Here is a 25,497-nt window from a genome sequence, read left to right as displayed (position 1 = left end):
TGAAAAGTATGAACTGAAAAATATATGATTTTAACAATTTCATTAAGCATAGTACTTATTACACTTGGGGCGATTCATTTTAATTGGGTAGCTGGAGGAACATTCGGTTTTGCGGAATCACTACCTACAAAGGAAAGTGGCGAAAGAGTATTAAACCCTAAAAAAATAGATAGCGCGATAGTTGGAACTGGATTGACACTGTTTGGCATTTTTTACATTTTTAAATCTGGGATGACTGAAAACATTCTGCCGAATTGGCTTCTTGAATATGGCGGATGGATAATACCAATAATATTTATTTTAAGAGCCATTGGCGAGTTTAAATATGTTGGTTTTTTCAAAAGCGTAAATAAAACGAATTTTGCAAAACTAGACACAAAATTATATTCCCCTCTTTGTTTATTTATTGGTGCAGTTGGAATAGCAATTCAACTTTAGCTGTTTTAAAAAAGTTGGCTGGCCAAAATAAAAAACCCGTATAAATTAGCATTTATACGGGTTTTTTGATGAAAGAAAATTAAGTGGACTAACTAACTTGTTGCTTGTTCTTTATCTTTTCGAGCAACATTAATTCGTGTTGAATTTCTTCTTTCCGTTTATTGAATTTTTCAACTTTTTCGTCAATCATAGCCTGATATGCCAACCGTTTTTGACGCCTAAGTTCCTGTTTTTCGAGTTCTTCCTTCTTTTCGCGGTTTTGCTTGATTTTTTCGCGGTAAACCGATAAATACGAATACCCGTACATACTCAAAAACAAGAGGGCTATTATTCCTAAAATAACGAATCCGTTTTCCATGTTTTTTAAAATTATTAACCTATAAACCTTGATAACTGAAAATATATCAAAAATCATTTAAGTATTTTGCTATTAATTAGTAAATGATGCGTAAAACTAAAAAAACAGCATTCCTTAAAAAAATAAAAAAGGTGAATGACTTAAAAAGTAGTTGAATGTAAAGGATAAAGTTCTTTTTGAAAAAGAAAGTAAAGTAATGTATTTTTAAAGTTTAAAGCTATATATCCCTAAAATTCAAGCCCATAATTATTGAGTTTCAATAGATAAAAAATGAAAAAGGCAACCTGTGTTTGGTTGCCTTTGTAAAAAGTTACGTTTTGTCAACTACATCACCGGTCCACTCCAGCATACCGCCTTCCAGGTTATAGGCGTTTTCAAAACCGAGTTGCTCCATTATTTGGCAAGCCTTTCCACTGCGGTTACCCGAACGGCAGTACACGTAGTAGTTTTTACTTTTGTCCAGTTCTTCAATTTCATTAATAAATTCCTGGCCTTTATAAATATCAATATGAATGGCGTTAGGTATAATGCCTTCTGCAACTTCATCATCGGTTCTTACGTCCAAAACCACTGCATTGTCGTCGTTTGCCAATTGTTCCGCCCACTCTTCTTGTGTTAAATCTTCCATGTATTTTAATTAATATTGTTCTTTACAAAATTAGCACTTCTCACCCAATAGACGAAAAAAATCGCTGCCAATTACAACCTCCAACATCTACTGATTCCCTTCAATTTATTGACAGAAAAATTTGGAGCGTTTTTTGTTGTTCTATCATAAAACAACATTTTAATCGTTATTTTTGCGACAAATATTTTTCATTTTGAACAAACTGCAGGTTTTACTTTTCACACTTTTATTGGGTTTAGTTACAACGAATCTTTTTTACGGACAAACCAAAAAGAAAATCCAAATTGAATATGCCGGAAAACTGACCATTGACGAAGAGCAATACCCTGGCGCAAAAATATTGACCCGCGACGATGCCCAGCAAGTTCACGTTGAGCACAATGGTGCCAACATGTGGTGCGACAAAGCGATTCATTACAGTCAGGAAAATTTTATTGAAGCCTACGGAAATGTAGTCATCAAACAAGGCGACACCATAAATATGGCTTCAAAATACGTGGAATACAGTGGCATTACCGAGTTGGCCTTTGCCCATGGCGATGTGGTTTTAACCGACCCAAATTCAACTATAACTACCGATACGCTTTATTTTGATAAACTGAACGAACAGGCCTTTTATAAAAGTGGTGGCACCGTGGTAAAAGATTCCTCTGGGACGATTACCAGTAAAATTGGTCGTTACTTCATGGCTCAAAAAAAATATCAATTCGTTGAGGATGTGGTTTTGGTAAATGACGAATCGACCATCAATTCCAATTACTTCGATTTTTATTCCGATACAGGGCATGCTTATTTATTCGGACCATCCACCATCACCACTGAAACTAGCAAAACCTACTGCGAAAAGGGCTTTTACGATACCGAAAACAACGTGGGCTACGCCCTAAAAAACGCCAAAATCGATTACGATAAACGTATTATTGAAGGCGACAGCCTCTATTTTGATGACGCCAAAAGTTTTGCTTCGGCAACCAACAATATAAAAGTCACCGACACCATTAACAACAGTGTCATTAAAGGACACTATGCCGAGGTGTTCAAAGAAAAAGATTCGGTTTTCATTACCAAACGCGCATTGGCGATTACGGTTCAGGAAAACGATTCTGTTTACATACACGCCGATAAAATTATGGTGACCGGAAAACCCGAAAACCGCATTATCAATGCTTACTATGGTGCAAAAATGTATAAGTCGGATATGAGCGGTAAGGCCGATTCCATTTACTCCAACCAAAAAACGGGCCTCACGAAATTGATTAACATAGGCAAATTTACAACCGGCGATAAATTTTCAGTGAATCGCAAACCCGTTTTATGGAATATGGAAAACCAAATGACGGGCGATACCATCCATTTAATTTCGAATAACGAAACCGAAAAAATTGATTCGTTGTTGGTTTTTAACAACGCGTTTATCATCAGTCAGGATACCATTAGCAAAACGGGGTACAACCAAATTAATGGTTTAAGTTTGGTCGGTCTTTTTAATGATGAAAACCAATTGCGTCAAGTTGATATTACCAAAAATGCACAATCTATTTTCTATGCCCGTAACGACAAACAAGAACTTATTGGTATCGACAAAGCTAAATCGGGCAGTATTTCGATGCTTTTTTCAAACGGAGATATTGAAGAATACACCAGACTAAACCAAGTGGACGGCAATTTATATCCAGAATCAAAATATCCCGAAAAGGAAAAATTTCTAAAAGGCTTCGACTGGCGGGAAGAAGAACGCCCAAAAAGTGTTGAGGATTTATTTAAGGATGACGAACCTTACAATCTCCCCACTATAAAAGGACTGGATGATTATGTGCCGCAAGATGCCTTTTTCAACGAAGCCATGATGGAACGGATTGAGCAGGCGGGCCAAATCTCCCCAACGCTTATCAGTTCAAGTATTATAGCCAGTAAAGAAAATAATTTGTTAAAATTCCCTAATAATTATGAGTCAAATATTTGGAATAAAGTTGGTCTCAGAGTTCTTAATGTGAACGAAATTGCTCCCAACGGAGATAAAATATCACAAAAGCTTGAAACCAAAACGGACAAAACATATAGCTATAGGTGTATTATTCAAACACTGGAAGAAAAAACTGGAACTTTTGAATTTTCTGTCTGGTTAAAGGGAGAAGGCACAATATCCTTAAAACTCCAAGAAGCTGGTGGAGATTACTCCAACTATGTGAGCTCGGAAGTTACTCTGACTAAATATTGGAAAAAACATACCGTAACCTCCCAAAAAGACCAAGACAACAATAACCTAAGAGCTGTACTAATAGGAATAGACGAAGACGATGATTTTTTACTTTGGTCTCCAGCATTGATAAAATTGATTGATTAAGATGCAACAAGACTTCCTAAAATACCAAGCACAAACCTCGCCCCATCCCTTGGCCATGGAAATCTCGCATGCCAAAGGTTCATTTATTTACGATACCAACAATAAAGCGTATTTAGATTTTGTTGCAGGAGTTTCAGCGACACCATTGGGGCACAACCACCCCAAAGTGATTGATGCCATAAAAAAGCAATTGGACCAATACATGCATGTAATGGTTTATGGAGAATACATCCAAAAACCAGCAGTTGAACTCACCAAACTTTTGTCCAAAAATTTGCCCGAACCTTTAGAAAAAACCTATTTGACCAATTCGGGCACCGAGGCTATCGAGGGCGCCTTAAAACTAGCCAAACGAGCTACGGGGCGAACCGAAATAATCGCTGCCAAAAATGCCTACCACGGTAATACCATGGGCTCGATGAGCGTTATGGGCTACGAAGAACGTAAACAAGCCTTCCGACCATTGTTGCCCGATGTAAAATTCATTGAATTTAATAACGAAGTAGAGCTTGACCAAATCACCACTAAAACTGCTTGTGTTATTTTGGAAACCATTCAAGGCGGAGCCGGTTTTATTGAACCCGAAAACAATTATCTTAAAAAAGTACAGGAGCAATGCCACAAAGTCGGTGCGCTTTTTATTTTAGACGAAATTCAACCTGGCATTGGCCGCACTGGAAAACTCTTCGGTTTTGAAAACTACAACTGCCAACCCGATATTTTAGTTACCGGAAAAGCTTTGGGCGGCGGCATGCCCATTGGCGCTTTTACAGCCTCCAAAGAATTAATGGATTTATTACAAGACAACCCAAAATTGGGCCATATCACTACATTTGGAGGTCACCCGGTTATTGCTGCTTCAGCTTTGGCTACATTAAAAGAAGTTACCGAAAGTAACTTAATGCAGCAAGCTCTTGAAAAAGAACAACTATTCAGGTCGCTTTTAGTCCATCCACTAATCAAAGAAATAAGGGGGAAAGGCTTAATGCTCGCCTTCATCCTTCCTTCATCAGAAATTACAAATCAACTCATTTTAGACTGCCAAGATGCCGGATTAATTCTTTTTTGGCTCCTTTTCGAACCTAAAGCAGTAAGAATTACGCCACCATTAACCATCTCGAATGAAGAAATAAGACATGGCTGTAAGGTCATTTTAGAAATTCTGACCAAAATATATGGTTGAAACACAAACCTCAACACACTGAAAATCAAATAAAAAAACCCAAAAACCAAATAAGTGTTGATTATTTTGTTAAAAACATTTGCCCAAACAGTCAATAAAAAACAAATAGAACCTTAAATTTATTCAAGTAGAACCTCACAAATGTGCGTATGGAGTTTAGTCATAACGACAACAACAATTTGCCGCTTACCAAGTTTGAATCAATGTTGAAAACAAATCATGTTTTATTTTTTGATTCGGAAGAGTTTGAAAACATTATTCACCATTACCTTAACCAAGGAAAAATAGCCTTGGCGAAAAAGGCCATTAAGTTAGGATTGGGGCAGCACCCTACTTCAGTAAACTTAAGACTGTTTAAAGTGGAGGTCTATGTTTTTGAGGATAAAATAGAGGAGGCGGATGCCTTACTGAATGAACTTTATAACATCGATTCTACAAACGAGGAAATCTACATCCAAAAAGCCAATATTTTTTCAAAACAAGACAATCACGAAAAAGCTATCGAGGTATTGAAAAAAGCCTTAACGCTCACTGATGATGTTGTAGATCTCTATTCTTTAATTGGCATGGAATACCTTTTCCTTGATGAATACGAAAACGCCAAGGAATATTTTATGAAATGTCTTGAGGCCGATATCGATGACTATTCGGCGCTTTATAACATTATTTATTGCTTCGAGTTTCTGAATCAATACGAAGACGCCATTTCATACTTAAACTTGTTTTTAGATAAAAACCCGTATTGCGAAGTAGCTTGGCACCAATTGGGCAAGCAATACCTTATGCTTAAGGACTATGATAAAGCACTCGCTGCCTTCGATTTTGCAATTATTTCAGACGACACTTTTGTTGGAGCTTATTTGGAGCGCGGTAAAGTTTTGGAAAAATTGAAACGTTACGAAGAAGCCATTGAAAACTATTCCGTTACCTTAAAATTGGACGATCCTACCTCGTTCGCCTTACTCCGTATTGGCCATTGTCACGAAAGATTGAAAAACGATGAATTGGCTTTGCAGTACTTCGACAGAACGGTTCACGAAGACCCGCTTTTAGATAAAGGTTGGATTGCCATCACCAAATACTACAAGAAAAGACACAATTTTCAGAAAGCACTGTATTACATAAATAAAGCCATTAATATCGATTCTGAAAATGTGCAGTATTGGAAACTCTACTCACAAATAAACCAACGATTGAATTTATTCGAGGAAGCCGAACGTGGTTTCAAAAAAACCCTCGAATTGGGCAACTACGAATTGAATACGTGGTTATCTCGTGCCGACTTATTGGTTAAGTTAGGTGAATTGGAAGGTGCCATTTTTAATTTGGAACAAGCCCAGGATTTTTATCCAGAGAATGCCGAAATAGAATATCGCCTAGCTGGTGCCCATTTTGCCCTAAATCAAAACAACAAAGGCATATTTTACTTGAAAAATGCGTTAAAGCTCAACGAAGATTTTAGTTTTATTCTCGACGAACTTTTTCCAGACGTTATCAATAAAATAGCTGTAAAAAAATTGCTTAAAGCCAATCTTTAATCCACCTTTTAAAGTAAAATACATACCTTTGGTTTTTGCTTAAAAAACCGAGTATGCAAAGACGATTAATTGACTATCTTGTTATTTCATTAAAAGGGCTGGCCATGGGAGCCGCCGATGCCGTTCCTGGGGTTTCAGGTGGCACCATCGCATTTATTTCAGGCATTTACGAAGAGTTGATAGACACCATAAGCAATGTCAACGCCTCTCTATTTAAAACCCTGTTTAAAGAAGGGATTAAGCCTTTTTGGCAGCAATTAAATGGTAACTTTTTGGTAGCTCTTCTTTCGGGAATCGTTATCAGTTTCGTATCGTTTATGCGCATGGCAAAATATCTTTTGGAATATCATCCCATTTTAATTTGGTCGTTCTTTTTTGGGCTCATCATCGCCAGTATTTATTTTGTGGGCAAACAGGTTACTAAATGGAATATCGGTAGCATTTTTAGTTTTGTAATTGGTGCTGCCGTGGCATTTTATATTAGCAAATTACCAACCTTGGCCACAAACGAAAACATGTGGTTTCTATTTTTAGCCGGTGCTATTGCCATCTGTGCTATGATTTTGCCGGGCATTTCGGGTTCTTTCATTTTAATTATTCTAGGTGCTTACAAAACTTTGAGCAACGCCATACATGACGTTGATATTAAAAAACTACTCATTTTTATCTCTGGTGCTGTTATCGGTCTACTTAGCTTTAGTCATGTTTTAAAATGGCTCTTTAAAAATTACCATAACGCTACTTTAGCGGTATTAACAGGGTTTATTTTTGGATCATTAAACCGGGTGTGGCCTTGGAAAAATACGTTGACATGGCATACCAATTCTAAAGGCATAAAAACACCATTGATGCAAGAAAGTATCTCCCCGTTGGCTTTTGAAGGCAATAATCAACTCGTTTTTGCTATATTTTTAATGATTTTAGGCTTTTTAACTATTTTTATTCTTGAACGGCTAGGCTCTAAAAAATAAACATGCAAAGCACCAGAACATTTAGCGACAGATTGTTTTTAGTCCTGAAAGGATTGGGCATGGGGGCGGCTAATAAAGTGCCCGGTGTTTCTGGTGGCGTCGTCGCTTTTGTCGCTGGCTTTTACGAAGAGTTTATTTACTCCTTGAAAAAAGTAAACGGCAAAGCATTTAAGCTATTCATCAACGGGCGTTTCAAAAGTTTTTACAGATACATTAATGGACGCTTTTTGGGGCTCCTTTTCTTAGGAATGGTGGTCAGTTATTTTAGTGTTTCGAAATTATTGGACTATTTGATTGAACATTACGAACTCTACGTTTGGAGTGTTTTCTTCGGAATGATTATCGGTTCCATTTATTACATCAACAAAGATTTTAAGGACTGGAATTACAGAACCTACACCGCCATGGCTATTGGCATTATTTTGGGTGCTGGCATCAGTTTTTTGAATCCCGCCAAGGAAAACGACAATTTATGGTTTGTTTTTTTCTGCGGAATCATTAGCGTTTCGGGCATGACACTTCCTGGCTTTTCAGGGTCTTTCATCCTCATTCTTTTAGGAAATTATGTACTGCTTTTGGTCGATTCGGTAAACGCTTTGTACGATACCTTTTCCGATATTTTTAAAGGCGATTTCAGTTTTACCGAAAATACCGAACGATTACGCATGCTCACCGTTCTCGCCGTTTTCACCTTAGGTTCGGTTACGGGTTTGGTCACCTTTTCACATGCGCTCAGTTATATATTAAAGCACTACAAAAGCATTACATTGGCTTCTATTATTGGTTTTATTATAGGCTCGCTGGGTGTAGTATGGCCATGGAAAAAAACCATTTATAAAACGGCCACCGATGGCAGTTTTATACTCGATTCCGCCGGACAAAAAGTAACACAAAACTACCAACGTTATATCCCCGAAGCCCAAACCGAAACCTATTATGCCATTGGTTTCATCCTTTTGGGCGTGGCCATTGTTTTGGCTTTGGAATGGTACGGACAAAAAACAAGAAAGATAAAATGAACAAACTAGGACTTTTAGGCAGAAACATTTCATATTCATTTTCAAGATCATATTTCAAAAAAAAATTTGAAAACGAAGGCATTGAAAACACCACTTATGATAATTTCGACATTGAAAACATTGACCGTTTTCCTTCAATCATTAAGAATACCAAAGGCTTAAAAGGCCTTAACGTTACCATTCCTTACAAGCAAGAAGTGATGCCTTTTTTGGATAAAATCAATAAAAAAGCCAAAGAAATCGGAGCGGTAAACACCATAAAAATCACAAAAAAAGGAAAACTTGTCGGCTATAACACGGATTGCTACGGTTTTAAAAACTCACTGAAACCACTACTGAAACCGCAGCACAAAAGCGCATTAATTTTAGGTACGGGCGGTGCCAGCAAAGCCGTTGCCTACAGCTTAAAGGAATTGGGCATTTCGTATCATTATGTTTCGCGAAAGCTTTCCGAAAACGTAAGCTTCAGTTACGATACGCTAACCGAAAACGATATAAAAAACCACCAAATCATCATCAACTGCTCGCCAGTGGGCACATTTCCAAATATTGAGGACTGTCCCAATATTCCGTATAACGGTATTTCTAAACATCATATTTTATACGATTTAATCTATAACCCGGAAGAAACTTCATTCCTTAAAAAAGGGAAAGAAAACCAAGCAACAACTATTAACGGACTGAAAATGCTAGAGTTACAAGCCGAAAAAGCCTGGCAAATCTGGAACCTCGAATAAAATCATTATAATTCCATTAAATCTTTTTCAACAACTTTGTAAATACTTTACTTGTTAGTATCTTTAAGGTTCTTATAAACAAAGCGAACCTTAACATTTTTAAAAATGTCTGATATTAATAAACCACAGGATGCCGACGGTGTTGAAAACACTAATCCGAGTGAAAACACCTCTGGATTAGAGAGCAACACAGCCAACAGCGAAAACCCGAATGCCGATCAAGAATCTGCTAAGGAAGCCTCTGCCGTTTCTGAAGAAAATACTGCTGAAACTGCGAATGTTTCAAACGAATCTGCTTCAAGTGAGGACGACGAAGTTTTGAATGAAATTGAGGAATCGAACGCTGAAGACGCCGAAGACGAAGGCAACAAAGATCGGCATACCATTGAGATGAAAGCCTACGATACCATGTCGCTGGAAGCCTTGGCCATCGAGTTGGAAAAACTGCTGAAAAATGAAAAGGTTCAGGCTATTAGAAATCATGTGAGCCAAATCAATGCCGAATTTAAAACCAAATTTCAGGCACTGGTTGATGAGAAGAAAGAAGATTTTATTAATGATGGTGGTAATGAAATAGACTTTTATTACTCATCGCCCGTTCAAAAACGTTATAAAACGGCGTACCGCGATTACCGCAAAAAGTTAAACGAGCACTATCAAAATTTAGAAAAAAACCTAAAACAAAATCTTAACGATAAGCTTGAAATTATTGAAGAATTAAAAGGGCTTATTGATGTTGAAGAAAACATCAACACCACTTACAAGCACTTTAAAGAGCTTCAGGAACGTTGGAGAAATACGGGGCCTATTCCACGTGATAAATACAACAATGCTTGGAACAGCTACCACCATCATGTAGAAATGTTTTACGACTTTTTACATTTAAACCGCGATTTGCGTGATCTGGATTTTAAGCACAACCTTGAAAAGAAGCTTTTAATTATCGAGCGTGCCGAAGAATTAGCTAAAGATGACAATGTGATGCGGGCGTTTAGGGAGTTGCAGGAACTCCACAAAATGTGGAAAGAAGAACTGGGACCGGTGGCCAGAGAACATCGCGAAGAAATTTGGGACCGTTTTAAAGCGGCCACAAAAATCATCAACGATAAACGCCAAATTTATTACAAGGAAATCGATAAGGTCTACGAAAAAAACCTTGAAAAAAAGCTGGATATTATTGCTAAAATTGATGCCGTAACAGCTCAAGAAGGTAACACACACGGCGCATGGCAAAAGAAAATAAAAACTATTGAAGCCTTGCGCGAAGCGTTTTTTAATGCCGGTAAAGTCCCCATTAAAGTGAACGAAGACACTTGGGCAAAATTTAAAGAAGCCGTTAGGACTTTCAACCGAAATAAGAACGCCTTCTATAAAAGCTTAAAGAAAGAACAGTACAAAAACTTACAGCTTAAGCTCGATTTAATCAAAGTTGCGGAAGACAATAAGGATAGCGAAGATTTCGAAACCGTTACGCCTTTGATGAAAAAAATTCAGAGTGATTGGAAAAAAATCGGGCATGTGCCCAGAAAGGACAGCGATAAAATTTGGAAACGTTTCAAAGCGGCCTGTAACCATTATTTTGACCGCATTCACGCCAAACGAAATGCAGCCAGCAAAGAACAACTTGAAGCCTTCAATAAAAAGAACGATTTCTTAAATTCACTTAAAGATCTTAAGCTACCTAAAGACAAAGAAAAAAGTCTAGAGCTGATAAAAGAACAGATTGCCCAATGGCAAACTTTCGGAAAAGTAGCCAACGACAAGCGCTTTATCGAAAGTAAGTTCCAAAAAACGGTTGATGATTTATTGGGCGGATTGGATATGCCGAAGAACGATATCGAAATGATTAAGTTCGAAAACAAAATTGAAACACTCAATGCTTCGGATAACAACCGAGATTTAGACAACGAGCGTGCCTTCATTAGAAAGAAAATTGATGATGTTAAAAGCCAGATCAATCAACTTGAAAACAACCTACAATTTTTCACCAATGTGGAAGACGACAACCCTGTTGTAAAAGAAGTTAAGGACAACATTAAAACCCAAAAGGAATCGTTAACCCTTTGGGAAGAAAAACTGAGTAAAATAAAGGAGCTTTACTAAAACCTAAAGTTTTATCTCTTCAAACTTAAAAAGCCTCGGTAAATTTTAATTTCTCTGTTCTCACCTACTTCTGAAAATCCTCGCGGATTTTCAGTTTGGTGTGTACTTGCAAAATTAACTCGTATTAACTCGTAACTGACGGTTATACGAGACCGTTGTGCATAATAATGCCCCGTCCTGAATAAATGCATATTTGAGAATATCGACCAAGTAAGGGAACAAACACAGATATGGATTGATGATTACAACAATCATAGGCCACACGATGCCCTGGGTAAAATCCCTCCAATTAAGTATGCAAAACTTAATTCTCCTTGGCTAGCCTCAAGAGAATTAAAAACAGTAATTTTAAACCAGTTTTAGAAAATTAAGCAGTTCTAATCAGGGGAAGCTTACAAATTTAAAAAAAAGACGCTGGAGAAAAAAAGGCAAATTGTCAACCGTTTTGTCAACTAAAAAATAAACCCCTTGAATTTACTGGAAATTCAAGGGGTTTATGTGGAGTCGGAGGGATTCGAACCCTCGTCCAAACAAGTAACCAAAGGGCTTTCTACACGTTTAGTCTAAACTTGTTTTTTCGATTGTAAGCTGGCAAAAGACCACCCACTTACAACTTAGCTTTTAAATCTCGAAATGGCATCAAAGCGCTGCCAAATCTTGGTCAATTTTTACGATGCCTCTAAAAAGAACGCCACTAACCAAGGCTTTCTAGAGACATTTAGCTTGTACACCTTGTGTACCTAGGCCAATCTTACTATAATTCAGATTATGCAGCTAAAGCGTAGTTATTCTCGCCGTTTAAAATTTGGTCTAGCCTTTTACGTGTTTCAAAACCATTACACGACGTGCTTACCGTTTAATTAATCTCGCTGTCAAAACCAGTCGACCCCCAATTAAAAAGTAATTTTGGCGTTACCCTATCGGGTCAGTCTTTCAGCAGTCGTTCTCTATGAGTAGCTTCAACATTAGCTTGTGCTGAGCGCAGTCGAAGTGCTTCAATCCTTAACGCGGGCAGCAAAGGTATCAAAAAGTTTGTAAATCATTTTAAATCCCGTTAAATTAGAGCAAATATTATTCCAGTCTCAAATTATATGCAAATTGTCAGTCACCCAAAAGTAGAAAGCATTTTTAAAAATTATCCCGAAATGGTAGGCCAACAAATGCATTATTTACGGGAATTGGTAATAAAAACTGCATCAGAAATTGAAGGCCTTGAAAAACTCGAAGAAACCCTAAAATGGGGCGAGCCCAGTTATGTTACCAAACAAGGCAGTACTTTGCGTATGGACTGGAAAGCCAAAACCCCCAACCATTACGCCATGTATTTTCAGTGTACGTCCAGATTGGTACCAACCTTCAAAACCATTTATAAAAATACATTTACTTTTGAAGGCCATCGAGCTATCGTATTTAAACTGGATGAAAAAATTCCCGAAAACGAACTGAAGCACTGTATAACCTTGGCATTGACTTACCATAAAATAAAGCATTTACCTCTTTTAGGAGCCTAAAAACCACAATATGAAATTTGCTATTATAAAAGAACGTAAAAATCCGCCCGACCGTCGCGTGGTCTTTTCGCCTTCAAAATTAAAAGAAGCCAAAGCTAAATTCCCCGAAGCCGAATTTAAGGTAGAAGCTTCAGATATCCGCGTGTTTATTGACGATGAATATCGCGCAGCAGGTTTTGAGGTTACCCAAAACGTATCAGATTGCGATGTCATGATTGGGGTAAAAGAAGTACCTATTGATGCACTCATTCCGAATAAAAAATATTTTTTCTTTTCGCACACCATAAAAAAGCAACCCTATAACCGAAAGTTGTTAAAGGCCATTTTAGAAAAAAATATCGAGCTTTTCGACCATGAAACCATTGTAAATAAGGAAGGTTTCCGATTGATTGGTTTTGGGCGTTACGCCGGTATCGTCGGGACTTATAACGGATTTCGGGCTTGGGGCTTAAAATACGATTCGTGGGAACTGCCCAAAGCAGGACCCTTGCCCAATCAAGCCGCGTTAATTGCCGAGTTGAAAAAAATTGAAGTGCCCAATATAAAAATACTGCTAACGGGCAGTGGAAAAGTTTCAAATGGCGCTCAGGAAATGCTGGATGCCATGGGCATAAAATCGGTTGCTGTCGAAGATTTTTTAAATGAACATTTTGCCGAACCTGTGTACTGCAAAATCGACGTGTTGGATTACAATAAACGAAAGGATGGCAAACAAGTAACCGATGTTTTCGATTTTTTCAATCACCCAGAACGTTACGAGTCTAACTTTATGCGCTTTGGTAAAGTGGCCGATTTCTATATTGCCGGACATTTTTACGGAGATGGCGCTCCGTATTTGTACACCCGAAACGATGTGAAGTCTCCCGATTTCAATATTAAAGTGGTGGCCGATATCAGTTGCGATGTGTATGGCCCAGTAGCTACAACGCTTCGGGCTTCGACCATCGAAGACCCGCTTTATGGTTACGACCCACAAACAGAAAGCGAAGTCGACTTTAAAGCAGATAACGCTATAACCGTAATGGCGGTTGATAATTTGCCATGCGAACTGCCAAAGGATGCCAGCGAAGGTTTCGGCGACATGTTTATGCAACACGTTATCCCGGCGTTTTTCAATGGCGATAAAGATGGTGTTTTACAGCGGGCCAAAATCACGGAAAAAGGAAAACTCACCAAACGTTTTTCGTATTTGCAGGGTTATGTAGATGAAAAGGAATAACTTTGCGGCCATAATCCACTTAATTTAGTTTATGACGAAAACAGCTTTGGTAACAGGAGCCGCTTCTGGTTTGGGGTACGAGCTAACTTTGCTTTTGGCAAATGATGGTTATAAGTTGTTTTTGGTTGATATTGATTCCGACCGATTGGCCAATGTGAAAACCGAATTACAAACCGCACATAATTTGGAAGTGGTTACTTTGGTTAAGGATTTGAGTTCACAAAACGTTGCCCAAGAAATTATGGATGACATTGATAACGCCCCGATTGATGTTCTGATAAATAATGCTGGTTTTGGGCTTTTCGGTTCGTTTGTAAATACCGATTGGGAACGTGAGTCGGAGATGCTCCATGTACATATTTTAACCAGTACACACTTAACCAAATTGGTTTTGGACGGTATGGTAAAGCGGGGTGCTGGGAGAATACTCAATATGTCCTCGTTGGCAGCCTTCCAGCCTGGACCGTTAATGTCTATTTATTATGCTTCAAAAGGCTATATGCTCTCATTTTCCGAAGCTATTGCCAACGAGCTCAAGGGCACCGGCGTGACGGTTACGGCCTTATGCCCGGGACCGACAAAAACCGATTTTCAAAAAACCGTTTCAGAGGCGGCTTCCGACAATAAAATCACTTTCAATATGGCATCCGCCAAAGAAGTCGCATTGTATGGATACCATGCCATGCTTAAAGGTAAAGCATATGCCATTCCTGGAAGGTTTAACAAGTTTTTGGCGGTAATTCCCCGACTGGTTACACGAAATGCCGCCGCCGCTATTGTTCGGAAAATTCAGGAAAAAAACCGGGATTAAAATAATTTGCTTATTGATCGTGAAACATGTTGACCACTACTTTCTTAGTCAAAAAGAACCATACCAATCCATAATGCTCTATGTGCGGAGCGTGATTTTGAATACGTTGCCGGAAGTGGTTGAGCGGTACAGTTATAAAATTCCGTTTTACAACATCGATAAGAAACCTTTGCTGTATTTGAATATCTTAAAAGGAACGGATTATGTTGATGTGGCCTTTGTACAGGGCGTGTTGTTGGAAAATGATTTTCCTATTTTGAAAAATAACCACAACCGCAAACAAGTACGCTCCATTCCATTGAAAACACTTGAAGATTTAGACCAAGAACAATTTGTTGAATTGTTGCTTGCGGCTGCCCATCAAGTAAAACAAAGCAAAAGACCTTGGTTTATTTAACGCCGTTTTTCTTCAACTTAAAAAATACCCAAAGCGTCACCGAGGCCAGAACCAACCAAAACGCATCTATAAAAAAGATTTGAAATTGTTGGTTAGCGAACGCATTCCAAAGCCAATTTTGTGTCACTAAACCGTTGGTGATGGGAACTATAAATCCTAAAATACTTCCAGACAACAGGGTGTATTTATTGATAAAACCAAGTTCTTTTTTCCAAATAAAAAATACCGAAAGCACCAACCAGCCAATAAAATAGAAACTGTAAATAAAAGCTTTTCCTTCGGGTTGAAACACTTTAACCGTAATAAATGAAGCTGCCGTGATGGGGTACATGCTTAAGCAAACTGCCAAATACACACGAACCACGCGAAGGTTGAAACGGCGTTTATTTTCGGGGATGTTTTTTTTGTCGCGGGCCACGAGCCAAATCATCACTCCCGAAATAATAACAAAACACGAAATTAGCCCTAAAACAAAGCTGACGATTTTTAAAGCATAATTACCGTAGTCGGCAAAATGTAATCTGTAAAGCGCATTTTTTACACCATCCAGATACGAGTTGTTGGTCTCGGGGATTTTTTGCGAAACGAGTTCACCATTACTTACTTTATAAATAGCTTCTCCTGCACCGGAAAATTTATCGGAATAATTTAAGTGGCCACTAGTTAAGACGTGCATGTTTTCATTTCCGTAGTTAAAAATATGGACTTCGGATATATTAAAACCATCCCATTGATTTTTGGTTTTTTCAATGAACTGATTGAGGTTTATTGAGGTTTCGAGTGAGTCCTTTTCCATTTCGAAATGCGGATGACTATAACCTAATTCTTCATAAAATTTAGCTTGGTCGCCATCAAAAAGTACCATAACGTTTGGGGCAACAAGTACCAACTTGATCATAAAAAAAGCACCGGTTACGGCATATACAAACTGAAACGGTAAGCCAATCATGCCCAAAGCCGTATGGGCATCGGTCCATAAGGTTTTCAGTTTTTTTAAGGGACGGAACACATAAAAATTGGAGACTATTTTTTTCCAATGTACCAAAACGCCCGTGATGATGGCAAACAGAAAAAAGAAGGCCACAAAACCCGAGAGGTAATACCCAACGGGATAAGGGATTTGCGCCAAAAAGTGAAGACGATATAAAAATTCGCCCAGCGAATAGGAATTTTGATAAGTGTGCTGTGTAAACTGCTTAGTGTCCAGATACAAGAATTCTGGTTTTTTAGCTTCTTCAGGGGCCAACGAATCTTTTGAAGCAGAAAGGGACACCCCAATACGCTGCTGAACGTAATATTTTCTGAATTCAATATCCCTTCCGTATAAATCATACCGGGTTTTAAGCGTATCTAAAGTCGTATTAAAATCGATAGTGAAATCGTCAGTGATTTTAACCGATTCATTGCGTTCCCAGTTTACAATTTCATCCCTGAAAAATGAAAAAGAACCCGCAAAAAATATCACGTAAAGCACTACGCTAATGATGATGCCACTAACGGTATGGGTATGAAAAAGAATGTTGTAAGCTCTGTTTTTCATGGGTTAACTTATAATGGGATTGCACATTTTACCGATATAAATAATAACAGAAAAGAGTAGGCTAAGTAGCAGGTAAATCCCCCAAATTTTCCATCCGTTTTTTGAAAGAAAAGCAATGACCATTAATGATGCCCACAAAATAAACCCGGTAAAGGTAGCGGTGATTAAAACGTTTACGTGGTTTAACCAAAACGAAAGCGCCATGTGAAACGTGATGGTTACCAAATATCCGCCGATAAAACCAGCCGATATTTTTGCAAAACGTTGCCAAGGGGATGAGAAGTATTTTGGGTTTGCAGGCATCAGTTGAAAATTAAAAATTCTAAACAAAGTGAAATAGCGAATACGGCAAATATGGCGGCGGGCTTCAATAATTTTATAGGGTTTAAAAGCACGATGAGGCTTCCTAAAGTCATTAAAACAATAAAAAAGTAGAGCATCCCTGTACCCATGCCAAAATAAATCGCGCTAAGTAAACAGGAAATTACCAGGATAAATAATCCCAGCAATTTGCTTGTTCTATGTTGTTTTGATACCCAGCTTTCAAACCCGAAATTGGGATTTAAAACAGCCTTTTTTGAGGTGTTACAAAGCACATAAAACCCTATAAACACAAGGAATAAAATTATTGAAGCCATATGAAATTATTGAATGGAGTAGGTGGCACAGTGCCAAATAAAGTCGTAATCTTCGCCTTTGTATTTGCCGGGCACTTCTTCTTTTTTAGTGGTTTCAACTATGTATTTGGTTTCCCAAGGTAGGTTAAAAGTAACGTAGCCGTTCTCATCTGTTTCTAAGGTTTTCGACCATAAATCGGATACAAAAACCTTTAATTCATTTTTTGCTAAAGGTTCATTTTTAAACAACACTTGAAGTTTTACTTCGTTTTTGTTTTTAGAAACGTCTTTTACCACAATACCCGAATCGTTTGTGGCAACGGTTTCATTCGAATTTTTACCGACTTGAAATTTGGCTGTGGAATGGTAATGTGTCTTGAAAATGCCAAAATCATATTGGGTATAATCAATAACATCGATTTTGTTGTTGTTCAGGATAACGGTAAATGTTCCATTGGTTTTTGGGGTGAATTTGGCCAAATAGCAATCGTCGTGAGCAGTGGATTTTAACGCCGTTTTATTGCCTTTGGCATCAACAACCCACAAATCAAATTGGTTGACGTTATTAAAGGCATCTCCATTAACTTTTTCAATAACGCCATAGGTGTATTCGCCAAAGTGGACTTTTATAAGTTGTTCTTTTCCGATGTGTCCTATTGGGTTGGTTTCAACCCAAAGGTAATGGGCAAACGATTTGGTAGCCGTGAAGGCAATGATTACGATGGTAATTAGTGTTTTTTGCATAATAAGTGATTTAATAATGTTAAAAAGGCAGTCCCCTTAGTTGAAAAGAGGACTGCACAAACCAAAAAAATTGATGTTCAAATAGCTGACATTTGAAGTCTTTAAAATTTATAAGTAACGGTTAGCCTACCGTTGATGCCCGGCTCTGATTGCCAGTACAGGTAGCTTCCGTAATTAGATCCTGAGTACAGGTATTCATCAAGAATATTATTGACGTTTAATTGAACACGAACCTTGTTGTTTTTCCACGAAAGTGCTCCGTCCAATCTGAAATAATCTGGCAAATCCGATTGGTTATCGGCCGCCCAAGCCCAAGAGGAACGGTCTACTTGGTATTGGTAACCCAATGATGCACCAAATCCGCGAAGTGCCGTAGTTTCGGCAAAATTGTAGTTTAACCATCCGTTGGTAACGTGTTTTGAATGGCCGGCCACCAAACTTCCCGATTTGTCCTCTACATTGGTATTGGCATAATTCAGGATGATGTTAAGCTCTGGAGTGATTTGGCCTTGGGCATCAAACTCAATACCTTTCGATTCAATTTCACCGGAATAGATGGAGAAGTTTTCAGTTGGGAACGCGGGGTCGCCCACCAATATTTTGTTTTTGTTGATTTTGTAAACACCCAACGACGTGTTCAGGTGTCCGTCAAACAACTTCAATTTTATTCCCCCTTCAATATCTTTACCTTCAACGGGATCGTTTAGTAATGCGCCTGTGCTGCTAATTCCGCTTTGGGGCAAAAAGGATTGGTCGAATAACGCATAAGCGGTTATGTTGGGAATAATGTCGGCACTCAAACCAACACGCGGGGTCACTACGTTGTCTGACTCAGCTTTCCCTAAAGTGTGCAGGTTGGTGTATCTTCCCGCCAGGGTCAATCTAATTTTATTTTCAACAAAACCGATTTCGTCCTGTGCGTAGTAGGCTCTTATTGAATTGGCTCCATACGGGTCTCCGCCATTTCTATATTGAACGGGAACCGAGCGGTCAAAATTTGGTGTTGGGCTTACGCCATAAACCGGGTTGAAAATATTAAATGGTGTCGTGGTGTCTACAACCGAAGATTCAAACCAATCGGCCCAATATTGCTTGTCGCTAAAATCAAAGCCACCCATTACTTTGTGGGTTATGCTTCCGGTGTTGAATGCCCCGTGAATATAAACTTGGGCGTATTTCCCCAATGAAAGGGCATCCCATTTTGAAACATACCTTGTAGCATCACCGTTTTCTTCAATACCAACAAGCCATGTTGAATTCCCTACTTGGTCATAGCGCAAGTAAGCTAACTGCCCTTCAACGCTCCAATTATCTGAAAATTCATGTTTTACGTTCGTGAAGAACGTCACCTCTTGAATATCAGTTACGGGATAATCGTTGTTGGTGAATTTAAAATTTTTGTCCAAACTGGCATACCCAGCACTTGACGGTGCAAAAATATAAGCCGAACCAATATACGACTCTGCCTGTTGCAGATTCATTTCGGTAGTAATCGAGGTTTTATCACTGAATTTATAGGTCAAAGATGGAGCGATGCCATAGCGGGTTACGTCCTCATTGCCACGGTGACTATCGGAAGTTTGGTACATCCCATTGAAACGGTACAACAGTTTTCCGTCGTCGGTTAATTTTCCGCCTAAATCAATGGTACCTCTGTAAAAATCAAAACTTCCGACAGATAACGATATTTGTGCGATACGTTTTTCGGTAGGTTTTTTGGTCACCACATTGTAGAAACCACCAGGTTCTCCAGCCGACATCATAAAACCGGCTGGACCTTTTACAAATTCGATGCGCTCTACGGTATTCATGTCTTCAGATAATGGCCCCCAAGAATCCTGAACATTTACCCCATTTCTAAAAGCGGGTAACCTGAAACCGCGCATGTTAACACGGGCAAAATGCCCCCAGTGCTCTAGCATAGTAACCCCACTAACATTACGGATAATACCATCCATCATGTTGGTGGCCTGTTGGTCCAAAAGGAGTTCATTGCTAATTACTTGTATATTTTGTGGTAGTTTTACCAACTCGCCTTTTAAACGGAGTGAGGTTGAGGTTTCACGCTCGGCGTATTTGTTGGTGTGCCCGTTTACAATAACTTCGCCCAAGTTTTCTTGGTCTTCCAAAAGAACAACTTCGGGCACATTTGTTACTTGGTTGGCCTTAATAGAAACCGATAAATCTTGCGGTTTATAGCCAACATACGAAATATGCAAGGTATAATCGCCCGGCTCAATATTGTTTAAAGTATAGCTACCTGCGCTGTTGGTGAAGGTACCGTGTTGTGAGTTTTTTATAGAAACGTTTACGTATTCTAAACTTTTTTTCTGGTTAGAAACCACTTTTCCTTTCAGGCTTCCGTTTTGTGCAAAAACCGATATTGCTGAAAAAACAAAAGTTGTTAGTAGTAATAATTTTTTTATCATAAATTTGCTATTTGTAATTAGTCTAAATAAATTTTGATGCAAAAATAGAGAGGGGCTCTAATTAATAAATGACGCGATTTGGAAAAAAAAAGACGTGAAACCGAAAATTTTGAAACGATAGATTTAGCTGAAAAGCAAAGCCGTTTTAAAGATTTTATTAGTGAAGAAATAAGGCAGTACGGCAGTTGCGGTTTATTAACTAAAGAATATTCGGTTTTACCAGAACTTGGAAAAGGGCATATCACCGAGTTTTGTTTTGATGATGTAAGCATTACCATCAACAACTTTACATTCTACCAAAATTTTAAGTTTTATAATGATTTGGAAGTGAACGGGCTATACCTTTCTTTTTTGGTGAAAGGCGATATGATTATTCAAATCAACTCCCAAAAAGAAGAAACTCCGTATGATGAAAAGGAATCCTTTATGGCTTACGTAGGGACTGTTAACGGTACTTTTAAGTTTTATAAAAATCAGCTTTTTAAAGAGATTAAAATAAGGGTTGGTAATGATTTTTTGAAAAAGCACGGACTAAACGATATATCGGAATTCAAGCAAATCACTGAAGAAAATCTCATTATACCGATAACGGATGAAGTGCTTTCGGTAATTGAAAATTTACAGCAAGAGCATGGAAGGGGCTTGGTAAAACGGTTGCATTTGGGTGCAAAAGTGATTGAGGTTATCGCTTTGCAATTGGAAAATTATAAAAACTTAAAGCTGAAGGATAATGCCCAATCAAATCAAAAGTATATTAAAAAGCTGTTTCTTTTAAAACAGTTTTTAAAGGCCAACCTTAACCAAAATTATGCAATAACCGAATTGGCCAACGAAATAGGCTTGAGCGAAAATATCTTGAAATCAGAATTTAAACGCACTTTCAATTGCACAGTGAACCAATACTTTTTGGAGCAAAAAATGGAAAAGGCCAAATCGTTATTGCAAAATACAGACAGCCCTATTTATGAAATTTCAGAAACAGTGGGCTATAAAAATGCGACACATTTTAGTGCGGCTTTTAAGCGGTTTTATAACGAAACGCCGAAAAACTATCGATTAAAGGTGTAACACCAAAAAGAGTTTTCTTAAGCGCGCTTATTGTTATAAACAAACACAAGTTCGATTTAATAATTCGATAGTTGCGCATGCATTCCCAATAAAGTTGACTGTTGTCACCTTGAGTATTGGTTGAAAAAGAAATATATTTCTTTAAAAGCACCTTGCGGAGCAAAACGAAAGGTCTTTAAAAGTCAGGAATTCAATTGGGTTTCGACTCCGCTCAACCTGACACATAACGTAAATTTATTAATAATCAGATATTCTAAATAGATAGTTATACCGAACTTATGTTAAACCATTAACCGTTTTTCTGATGGCTACCAAATTGGTCAATAGTTTTTCCAAATTATCGAGATGCAGCATATTGGCACCATCACTTTTCGCGTTTGCGGGGTCGAAATGCGTTTCAATAAACAGTCCGTCAACATTATTTACCACGCCGGCACGGGCAATGGTTTCAATCATATCGGGCCTTCCGCCAGTAACACCAGCACTTTGGTTGGGCTGTTGAAGGGAGTGGGTAACATCCAAAACCACAGGAGCGTATTGTTTCATTGTTGGGATACCTCGGAAATCAACAATCATATCCTGATAGCCAAACATGGTTCCACGGTCGGTAATCCACGTTTTATCGCTTCCTGAATCCTTAACTTTTTGCACGGCATGTTTCATGGCCTCGGGGCTCATAAATTGTCCTTTCTTTAAATTCACCACTTTTCCTGTTTCGGCGGCAGCCACCACCAAATCGGTTTGCCGCACCAAAAAAGCAGGGATTTGAAGCACATCCACATATTCAGCAGCCATAGCGGCATCGCTCACTTCGTGAATATCGGTAACTGTGGGCACATCAAAGGTTTCAGAAACCTTTTTTAAAATTTTTAGTGCGTTTTCATTTCCAATTCCGGTAAAACTGTCAATTCGACTTCGGTTGGCCTTTTTGAAACTACCTTTAAAAACATAGGGAATTCCCAATTTGTTGGTGATTTCAACCACTTTTTCGGCAATTCTTAAGGCCATATCTTCCCCTTCAATGGCGCACGGGCCACACAGTAAAAAGAAATTATTGGAATCGGTGTGTTTTATTTTCGGAACTTCAGAAAGAGTCATTAGCTTAAAATTTAAGCCACAAATTTAAGAATTAAATATGGCCTTTTAAACTATTTCTTATAATCCACAATGCCATAATTAAATTGGCAAAAAGAAAAAGCCCACCATAAAACGAAAGCTGTTCCAAAGGATAAGAAATGGAAATGATTTTTAGCATATCGGACAAAAATGCCAAAATAAGGTACGACGATATGCAAACAAAAGTAATTCCTAAAGTGAAATTAAGGTTTTTATTCGGTTTAATAATTTGCCATAAAAACGGAACGGCAAACAATAAAATGGGGTAGGCTGTAATGCCATCGGTTCTGTTTATCGCCGTAAACCAATAAGCCGAAATGGCAATAAAATAAAGGTGCGGGATGCTATTTGTATATCTATTTATTAGGGTAGTCATGTTTTCTTAATCTTTGCTATTGAACATCAGTTCTTTATAAAATTAACGAAAACACAAATTTTAAAATATAATACCTTTTAAATATAACAAATATTTAACTAATAACATGTACCTTTGCAGCCTTAAAAAAGGCACTATATATGGCTACTATCAAAAACATTGCAATTATTGCACACGTTGACCACGGAAAGACCACCTTGGTTGATAAAATTATGTATCACTGTCAGTTGTTCCGTGAAAACGAGAACACAGGTGATTTGATCCTTGATAACAACGATTTGGAGCGTGAAAGGGGCATTACCATTACCTCAAAAAACGTTTCGGTAACTTATAAAGACACCAAAATTAACATTATCGATACGCCGGGTCACGCCGATTTTGGTGGTGAAGTAGAGCGTGTGTTGAACATGGCCGATGGCGTATTACTGTTGGTTGATGCTTTTGAAGGCCCCATGCCACAAACCCGTTTTGTGTTACAAAAAGCCATTGATTTAGGGTTGAAACCTTGCGTGGTGGTAAACAAAGTGGATAAGGAAAACTGTACGCCAGATGAGGTTCATGAAAAGGTATTCGATTTGATGTTCGAATTGGGTGCGGAAGAGTGGCAGTTGGATTTCCCAACCGTTTATGGTTCGGCTAAAAACAACTGGATGAGCGAAGATTGGCAAAAGCCAACCGAAAATATCGAGCCACTTTTAGATATGGTGATTGAGCACATTCCTGAGCCAAAAATTGAAGCCGGGACTACCCAAATGTTGATCACATCGTTAGATTACTCGTCGTTTACGGGACGAATTGCTATCGGGCGTTTAACCCGTGGCGAGCTTAAAGTAGGACAAAACATTTCGTTGGTAAAACGAGATGGTAAAGTGGTGAAAAATAGAATTAAGGAACTTCACATTTTTGAAGGTGTTGGCCGTAAAAAAGTAGATGAAGTTCAAGCGGGAGATATTTGTGCGGTTGTTGGACTTGAAGGTTTTGAAATTGGCGATACGATTGCCGATTTTGAAAATCCGGAAGGATTGAAAACCATCGCTATCGATGAACCAACAATGAGTATGTTATTCACCATCAACGATTCGCCGTTCTTCGGGAAGGATGGTAAATACGTAACTTCTCGCCATATTAAAGATCGTTTGACCAAAGAGTTGGAAAAAAACTTGGCGCTTAGAGTTCAAGAAACCGACAGTGCTGATAAGTTCATGGTTTTTGGCCGTGGGGTATTGCACTTATCCGTTTTAATAGAAACCATGCGTCGTGAAGGATACGAACTTCAAATTGGTCAGCCACAAGTGATCATCAAAGAAGTTGATGGCGTAAAATGCGAGCCTGTTGAAGAGATGACCATCGATTTACCTGAAGAAGTTTCTGGTAAAGCCGTTGAAATGGTGACCATGAGAAAAGGCGAAATGATGAGTATGGAAGCCAAGGGAGACCGTATGGTTTGCGAATTTATTATTCCATCAAGGGGTATTATTGGTTTAAGAAACCAGTTGCTAACGGCTACTGCTGGTGAGGCGATTATGGCGCACCGTTTTAAGGAATATCAGCCATTAAAAGGCGGTATACCAGAGCGTCAAAATGGATCTTTGGTGTCAATGGAAAACGGACAGGCTATTCCGTATTCTATCGATAAACTTCAGGAGCGCGGTAAGTTTTTTATCGATCCGGGAGAAGATATTTACGAAGGCCAGGTTATTGGTGAAAACTCGCGTGGTGATGATATGACGGTAAATGTGACCAAAACCAAGAAGTTGAGTAACGTACGTTCTGCTGGGGCAGACGACAAAGCCAAAATCGTTCCAGCGATTAAGTTTTCTTTGGAAGAAGCTTTGGAATACATCCAAAAAGATGAATATGTTGAGGTAACACCAAATCACTTGCGTATCCGTAAAATCTTTTTGAAAGAAGTAGACCGCAAGCGAAACAAATCTTTATAACATGGATGTTCTGGGGATTCCATGGGTAGAATGGGTAGGCTATGCCGCCATGGCTACCGTTTTGGTTTCCTTTTTAATGAAATCCGTCAATAAACTGCGAATAGTAAATGCCCTCGGGTGTTTACTATTTGTGTTTTATGGCTTTGTGCTTCAGCCTATTTCTAAGCCCATCATCATCACAAACGTAGCCATCTTCTGTATAAACTTGTTTTACATTTTAAAAGAAGAACACTCCAACTAATCTTTTTCCCTTTTGTTGTTTTTGTTTCGCTAAATCAAAATATCATAAGCTTAAAAATGGTTTGGATATTGATTTTTTTGGAAAAAGCGATAATAAATAAACCGAGTTTAGTGTTATAGCTAAAAGTTTTGTTTAAATTGCTCATCGCCTACTACGGAAAAAATTTCGT

At 38.4% G+C, this 25,497-nt stretch carries 23 protein-coding genes, 1 other RNA gene and 1 pseudogene; 16 read left to right on the top strand and 9 right to left on the bottom strand.

Features of this window, described 5'->3' with window-relative positions; translation table 11 throughout:
* The first annotated feature begins 24 nt into the window (after positions 1-24).
* On the top strand, positions 25-438 hold the full coding sequence (locus ABI125_13085) for a DUF3995 domain-containing protein (GenBank protein XCF05646.1): 414 nt from the start codon (positions 25-27) through the stop codon (positions 436-438).
* Positions 439-526: 88 nt separating this feature from the next.
* On the opposite strand, the gene ABI125_13080 is transcribed toward ABI125_13085, so the two are convergent.
* A complete protein-coding gene (locus ABI125_13080) occupies positions 527-796 on the bottom strand; it encodes a hypothetical protein (GenBank protein XCF05645.1) in 270 nt (89 codons plus the stop codon).
* Between the two features lie 310 nt (positions 797-1,106).
* Positions 1,107-1,424, bottom strand: coding sequence for a rhodanese-like domain-containing protein (locus ABI125_13075; protein ID XCF05644.1), 318 nt, complete (start codon positions 1,422-1,424; stop codon positions 1,107-1,109).
* Between the two features lie 193 nt (positions 1,425-1,617).
* On the opposite strand from ABI125_13075, the gene ABI125_13070 reads away from it, so the two are divergent.
* From ABI125_13070 to ABI125_13035, 8 genes and pseudogenes are all read left to right on the top strand, one after another.
* Positions 1,618-3,768 carry an OstA-like protein gene (locus tag ABI125_13070; protein ID XCF05643.1) on the top strand — a complete coding sequence of 717 codons (2,151 nt, stop codon included), beginning with the start codon at positions 1,618-1,620 and terminating at the stop codon, positions 3,766-3,768.
* A 1-nt stretch (position 3,769) separates the two neighbouring features.
* A complete protein-coding gene (locus ABI125_13065; protein XCF05642.1) occupies positions 3,770-4,951 on the top strand; it encodes an aspartate aminotransferase family protein in 1,182 nt (393 codons plus the stop codon).
* 149 nt (positions 4,952-5,100) lie between these two features.
* Positions 5,101-6,489 carry a tetratricopeptide repeat protein gene (locus ABI125_13060; GenBank protein ID XCF05641.1) on the top strand — a complete coding sequence of 463 codons (1,389 nt, stop codon included), beginning with the start codon at positions 5,101-5,103 and terminating at the stop codon, positions 6,487-6,489.
* Between the two features lie 53 nt (positions 6,490-6,542).
* Positions 6,543-7,460: a DUF368 domain-containing protein gene (locus ABI125_13055; protein XCF05640.1), complete on the top strand. Its 918-nt coding sequence runs from the start codon at positions 6,543-6,545 to the stop codon at positions 7,458-7,460.
* Between the two features lie 2 nt (positions 7,461-7,462).
* On the top strand, positions 7,463-8,479 hold the full coding sequence (locus tag ABI125_13050) for a DUF368 domain-containing protein (GenBank protein ID XCF05639.1): 1,017 nt from the start codon (positions 7,463-7,465) through the stop codon (positions 8,477-8,479).
* Entirely contained in the window at positions 8,476-9,216 is a 741-nt protein-coding gene (locus ABI125_13045; GenBank protein ID XCF05638.1) for a shikimate dehydrogenase, read from the top strand. The genes ABI125_13050 and ABI125_13045 overlap by 4 nt, the downstream gene beginning before the upstream one ends.
* A 105-nt stretch (positions 9,217-9,321) precedes the next feature.
* Positions 9,322-11,319: a DUF349 domain-containing protein gene (locus ABI125_13040; GenBank protein XCF05637.1), complete on the top strand. Its 1,998-nt coding sequence runs from the start codon at positions 9,322-9,324 to the stop codon at positions 11,317-11,319.
* 174 nt (positions 11,320-11,493) lie between these two features.
* Positions 11,494-11,690, top strand: a pseudogene (locus tag ABI125_13035) (integrase core domain-containing protein).
* 125 nt (positions 11,691-11,815) lie between these two features.
* Here ABI125_13035 and ssrA read toward each other — a convergent pair.
* Positions 11,816-12,209, bottom strand: a transfer-messenger RNA (tmRNA) gene (ssrA, locus tag ABI125_13030).
* Between the two features lie 201 nt (positions 12,210-12,410).
* Between ssrA and ABI125_13025 the strand changes: the two genes are divergently transcribed.
* The 4 genes from ABI125_13025 to ABI125_13010 are packed head-to-tail and all read left to right on the top strand — an operon-like array spanning position 12,411 to position 15,257.
* Complete coding sequence (locus tag ABI125_13025) at positions 12,411-12,830, top strand: DUF1801 domain-containing protein (protein ID XCF05636.1); 420 nt, start codon at positions 12,411-12,413, stop codon at positions 12,828-12,830.
* 10 nt (positions 12,831-12,840) lie between these two features.
* Complete coding sequence (locus tag ABI125_13020) at positions 12,841-14,049, top strand: NAD(P)-dependent oxidoreductase (protein XCF05635.1); 1,209 nt, start codon at positions 12,841-12,843, stop codon at positions 14,047-14,049.
* 31 nt (positions 14,050-14,080) lie between these two features.
* Complete coding sequence (locus tag ABI125_13015) at positions 14,081-14,860, top strand: SDR family oxidoreductase (protein XCF05634.1); 780 nt, start codon at positions 14,081-14,083, stop codon at positions 14,858-14,860.
* A gap of 19 nt (positions 14,861-14,879) precedes the next feature.
* Entirely contained in the window at positions 14,880-15,257 is a 378-nt protein-coding gene (locus ABI125_13010) for a DUF1801 domain-containing protein (GenBank protein XCF07907.1), read from the top strand.
* Here ABI125_13010 and ABI125_13005 read toward each other — a convergent pair.
* The 4 genes from ABI125_13005 to ABI125_12990 form a co-directional block, all read right to left on the bottom strand.
* Positions 15,250-16,797 carry a PepSY-associated TM helix domain-containing protein gene (locus ABI125_13005; GenBank protein XCF05633.1) on the bottom strand — a complete coding sequence of 516 codons (1,548 nt, stop codon included), beginning with the start codon at positions 16,795-16,797 and terminating at the stop codon, positions 15,250-15,252. The two genes, ABI125_13010 and ABI125_13005, sit on opposite strands and share 8 nt — an antisense overlap.
* Positions 16,798-16,800: 3 nt before the next feature.
* Positions 16,801-17,100, bottom strand: coding sequence for a hypothetical protein (locus ABI125_13000; GenBank protein ID XCF05632.1), 300 nt, complete (start codon positions 17,098-17,100; stop codon positions 16,801-16,803).
* A gap of 341 nt (positions 17,101-17,441) precedes the next feature.
* Positions 17,442-18,158, bottom strand: a complete 717-nt coding sequence (locus tag ABI125_12995; GenBank protein ID XCF05631.1) for a DUF4198 domain-containing protein — start codon at positions 18,156-18,158, stop codon at positions 17,442-17,444.
* 101 nt (positions 18,159-18,259) lie between these two features.
* On the bottom strand, positions 18,260-20,587 hold the full coding sequence (locus tag ABI125_12990) for a TonB-dependent siderophore receptor (protein ID XCF05630.1): 2,328 nt from the start codon (positions 20,585-20,587) through the stop codon (positions 18,260-18,262).
* 78 nt (positions 20,588-20,665) lie between these two features.
* Here ABI125_12990 and ABI125_12985 point away from each other — a divergent pair, with 78 nt between their 5' ends.
* Complete coding sequence (locus ABI125_12985) at positions 20,666-21,655, top strand: AraC family transcriptional regulator (GenBank protein ID XCF05629.1); 990 nt, start codon at positions 20,666-20,668, stop codon at positions 21,653-21,655.
* Between the two features lie 276 nt (positions 21,656-21,931).
* Here the strand turns inward: ABI125_12985 and kdsA are convergent, their stop codons facing one another.
* Positions 21,932-22,753 (bottom strand): 3-deoxy-8-phosphooctulonate synthase, encoded by an 822-nt coding sequence (gene kdsA, locus ABI125_12980; GenBank protein XCF05628.1) that lies wholly within the window; start codon positions 22,751-22,753, stop codon positions 21,932-21,934.
* 31 nt (positions 22,754-22,784) lie between these two features.
* Complete coding sequence (locus tag ABI125_12975) at positions 22,785-23,147, bottom strand: hypothetical protein (protein ID XCF05627.1); 363 nt, start codon at positions 23,145-23,147, stop codon at positions 22,785-22,787.
* A 140-nt stretch (positions 23,148-23,287) separates the two neighbouring features.
* Between ABI125_12975 and typA the strand changes: the two genes are divergently transcribed.
* Both typA and ABI125_12965 read left to right on the top strand, forming a co-directional pair.
* Positions 23,288-25,087 (top strand): translational GTPase TypA, encoded by a 1,800-nt coding sequence (typA, locus tag ABI125_12970; protein ID XCF05626.1) that lies wholly within the window; start codon positions 23,288-23,290, stop codon positions 25,085-25,087.
* Between the two features lies 1 nt (position 25,088).
* Entirely contained in the window at positions 25,089-25,328 is a 240-nt protein-coding gene (locus tag ABI125_12965; GenBank protein ID XCF05625.1) for a uroporphyrinogen decarboxylase, read from the top strand.
* Positions 25,329-25,497: the final 169 nt, after the last annotated feature.

The organism is Tamlana crocina, from assembly GCA_040429635.1.
GTDB lineage: Bacteria > Bacteroidota > Bacteroidia > Flavobacteriales > Flavobacteriaceae > Flavisericum > Flavisericum crocinum.
This window is presented reverse-complemented; position numbering and strand designations above follow the sequence as displayed.

Bases quoted from the DNA above. Each gene is read 5' to 3' on its own strand.
- ABI125_13005 (XCF05633.1), bottom strand. From the start codon at position 16,797: ATGAAAAACAGAGCTTACAACATTCTTTTTCATACCCATACCGTTAGT.
- ABI125_13050 (XCF05639.1), top strand. From the start codon at position 7,463: ATGCAAAGCACCAGAACATTTAGCGACAGATTGTTTTTAGTCCTGAAA.
- ABI125_12965 (XCF05625.1), top strand. From the start codon at position 25,089: ATGGATGTTCTGGGGATTCCATGGGTAGAATGGGTAGGCTATGCCGCC.
- typA (XCF05626.1), top strand. From the start codon at position 23,288: ATGGCTACTATCAAAAACATTGCAATTATTGCACACGTTGACCACGGA.
- ABI125_12975 (XCF05627.1), bottom strand. From the start codon at position 23,147: ATGACTACCCTAATAAATAGATATACAAATAGCATCCCGCACCTTTAT.
- ABI125_13040 (XCF05637.1), top strand. From the start codon at position 9,322: ATGTCTGATATTAATAAACCACAGGATGCCGACGGTGTTGAAAACACT.
- ABI125_13055 (XCF05640.1), top strand. From the start codon at position 6,543: ATGCAAAGACGATTAATTGACTATCTTGTTATTTCATTAAAAGGGCTG.
- ABI125_13000 (XCF05632.1), bottom strand. From the start codon at position 17,100: ATGCCTGCAAACCCAAAATACTTCTCATCCCCTTGGCAACGTTTTGCA.
- ABI125_13025 (XCF05636.1), top strand. From the start codon at position 12,411: ATGCAAATTGTCAGTCACCCAAAAGTAGAAAGCATTTTTAAAAATTAT.
- ABI125_12995 (XCF05631.1), bottom strand. From the start codon at position 18,158: ATGCAAAAAACACTAATTACCATCGTAATCATTGCCTTCACGGCTACC.
- ABI125_13075 (XCF05644.1), bottom strand. From the start codon at position 1,424: ATGGAAGATTTAACACAAGAAGAGTGGGCGGAACAATTGGCAAACGAC.
- ABI125_13065 (XCF05642.1), top strand. From the start codon at position 3,770: ATGCAACAAGACTTCCTAAAATACCAAGCACAAACCTCGCCCCATCCC.
- kdsA (XCF05628.1), bottom strand. From the start codon at position 22,753: ATGACTCTTTCTGAAGTTCCGAAAATAAAACACACCGATTCCAATAAT.
- ABI125_13020 (XCF05635.1), top strand. From the start codon at position 12,841: ATGAAATTTGCTATTATAAAAGAACGTAAAAATCCGCCCGACCGTCGC.
- ABI125_13015 (XCF05634.1), top strand. From the start codon at position 14,081: ATGACGAAAACAGCTTTGGTAACAGGAGCCGCTTCTGGTTTGGGGTAC.
- ABI125_13085 (XCF05646.1), top strand. From the start codon at position 25: ATGATTTTAACAATTTCATTAAGCATAGTACTTATTACACTTGGGGCG.
- ABI125_13080 (XCF05645.1), bottom strand. From the start codon at position 796: ATGGAAAACGGATTCGTTATTTTAGGAATAATAGCCCTCTTGTTTTTG.
- ABI125_13060 (XCF05641.1), top strand. From the start codon at position 5,101: ATGGAGTTTAGTCATAACGACAACAACAATTTGCCGCTTACCAAGTTT.
- ABI125_13045 (XCF05638.1), top strand. From the start codon at position 8,476: ATGAACAAACTAGGACTTTTAGGCAGAAACATTTCATATTCATTTTCA.
- ABI125_12990 (XCF05630.1), bottom strand. From the start codon at position 20,587: ATGATAAAAAAATTATTACTACTAACAACTTTTGTTTTTTCAGCAATA.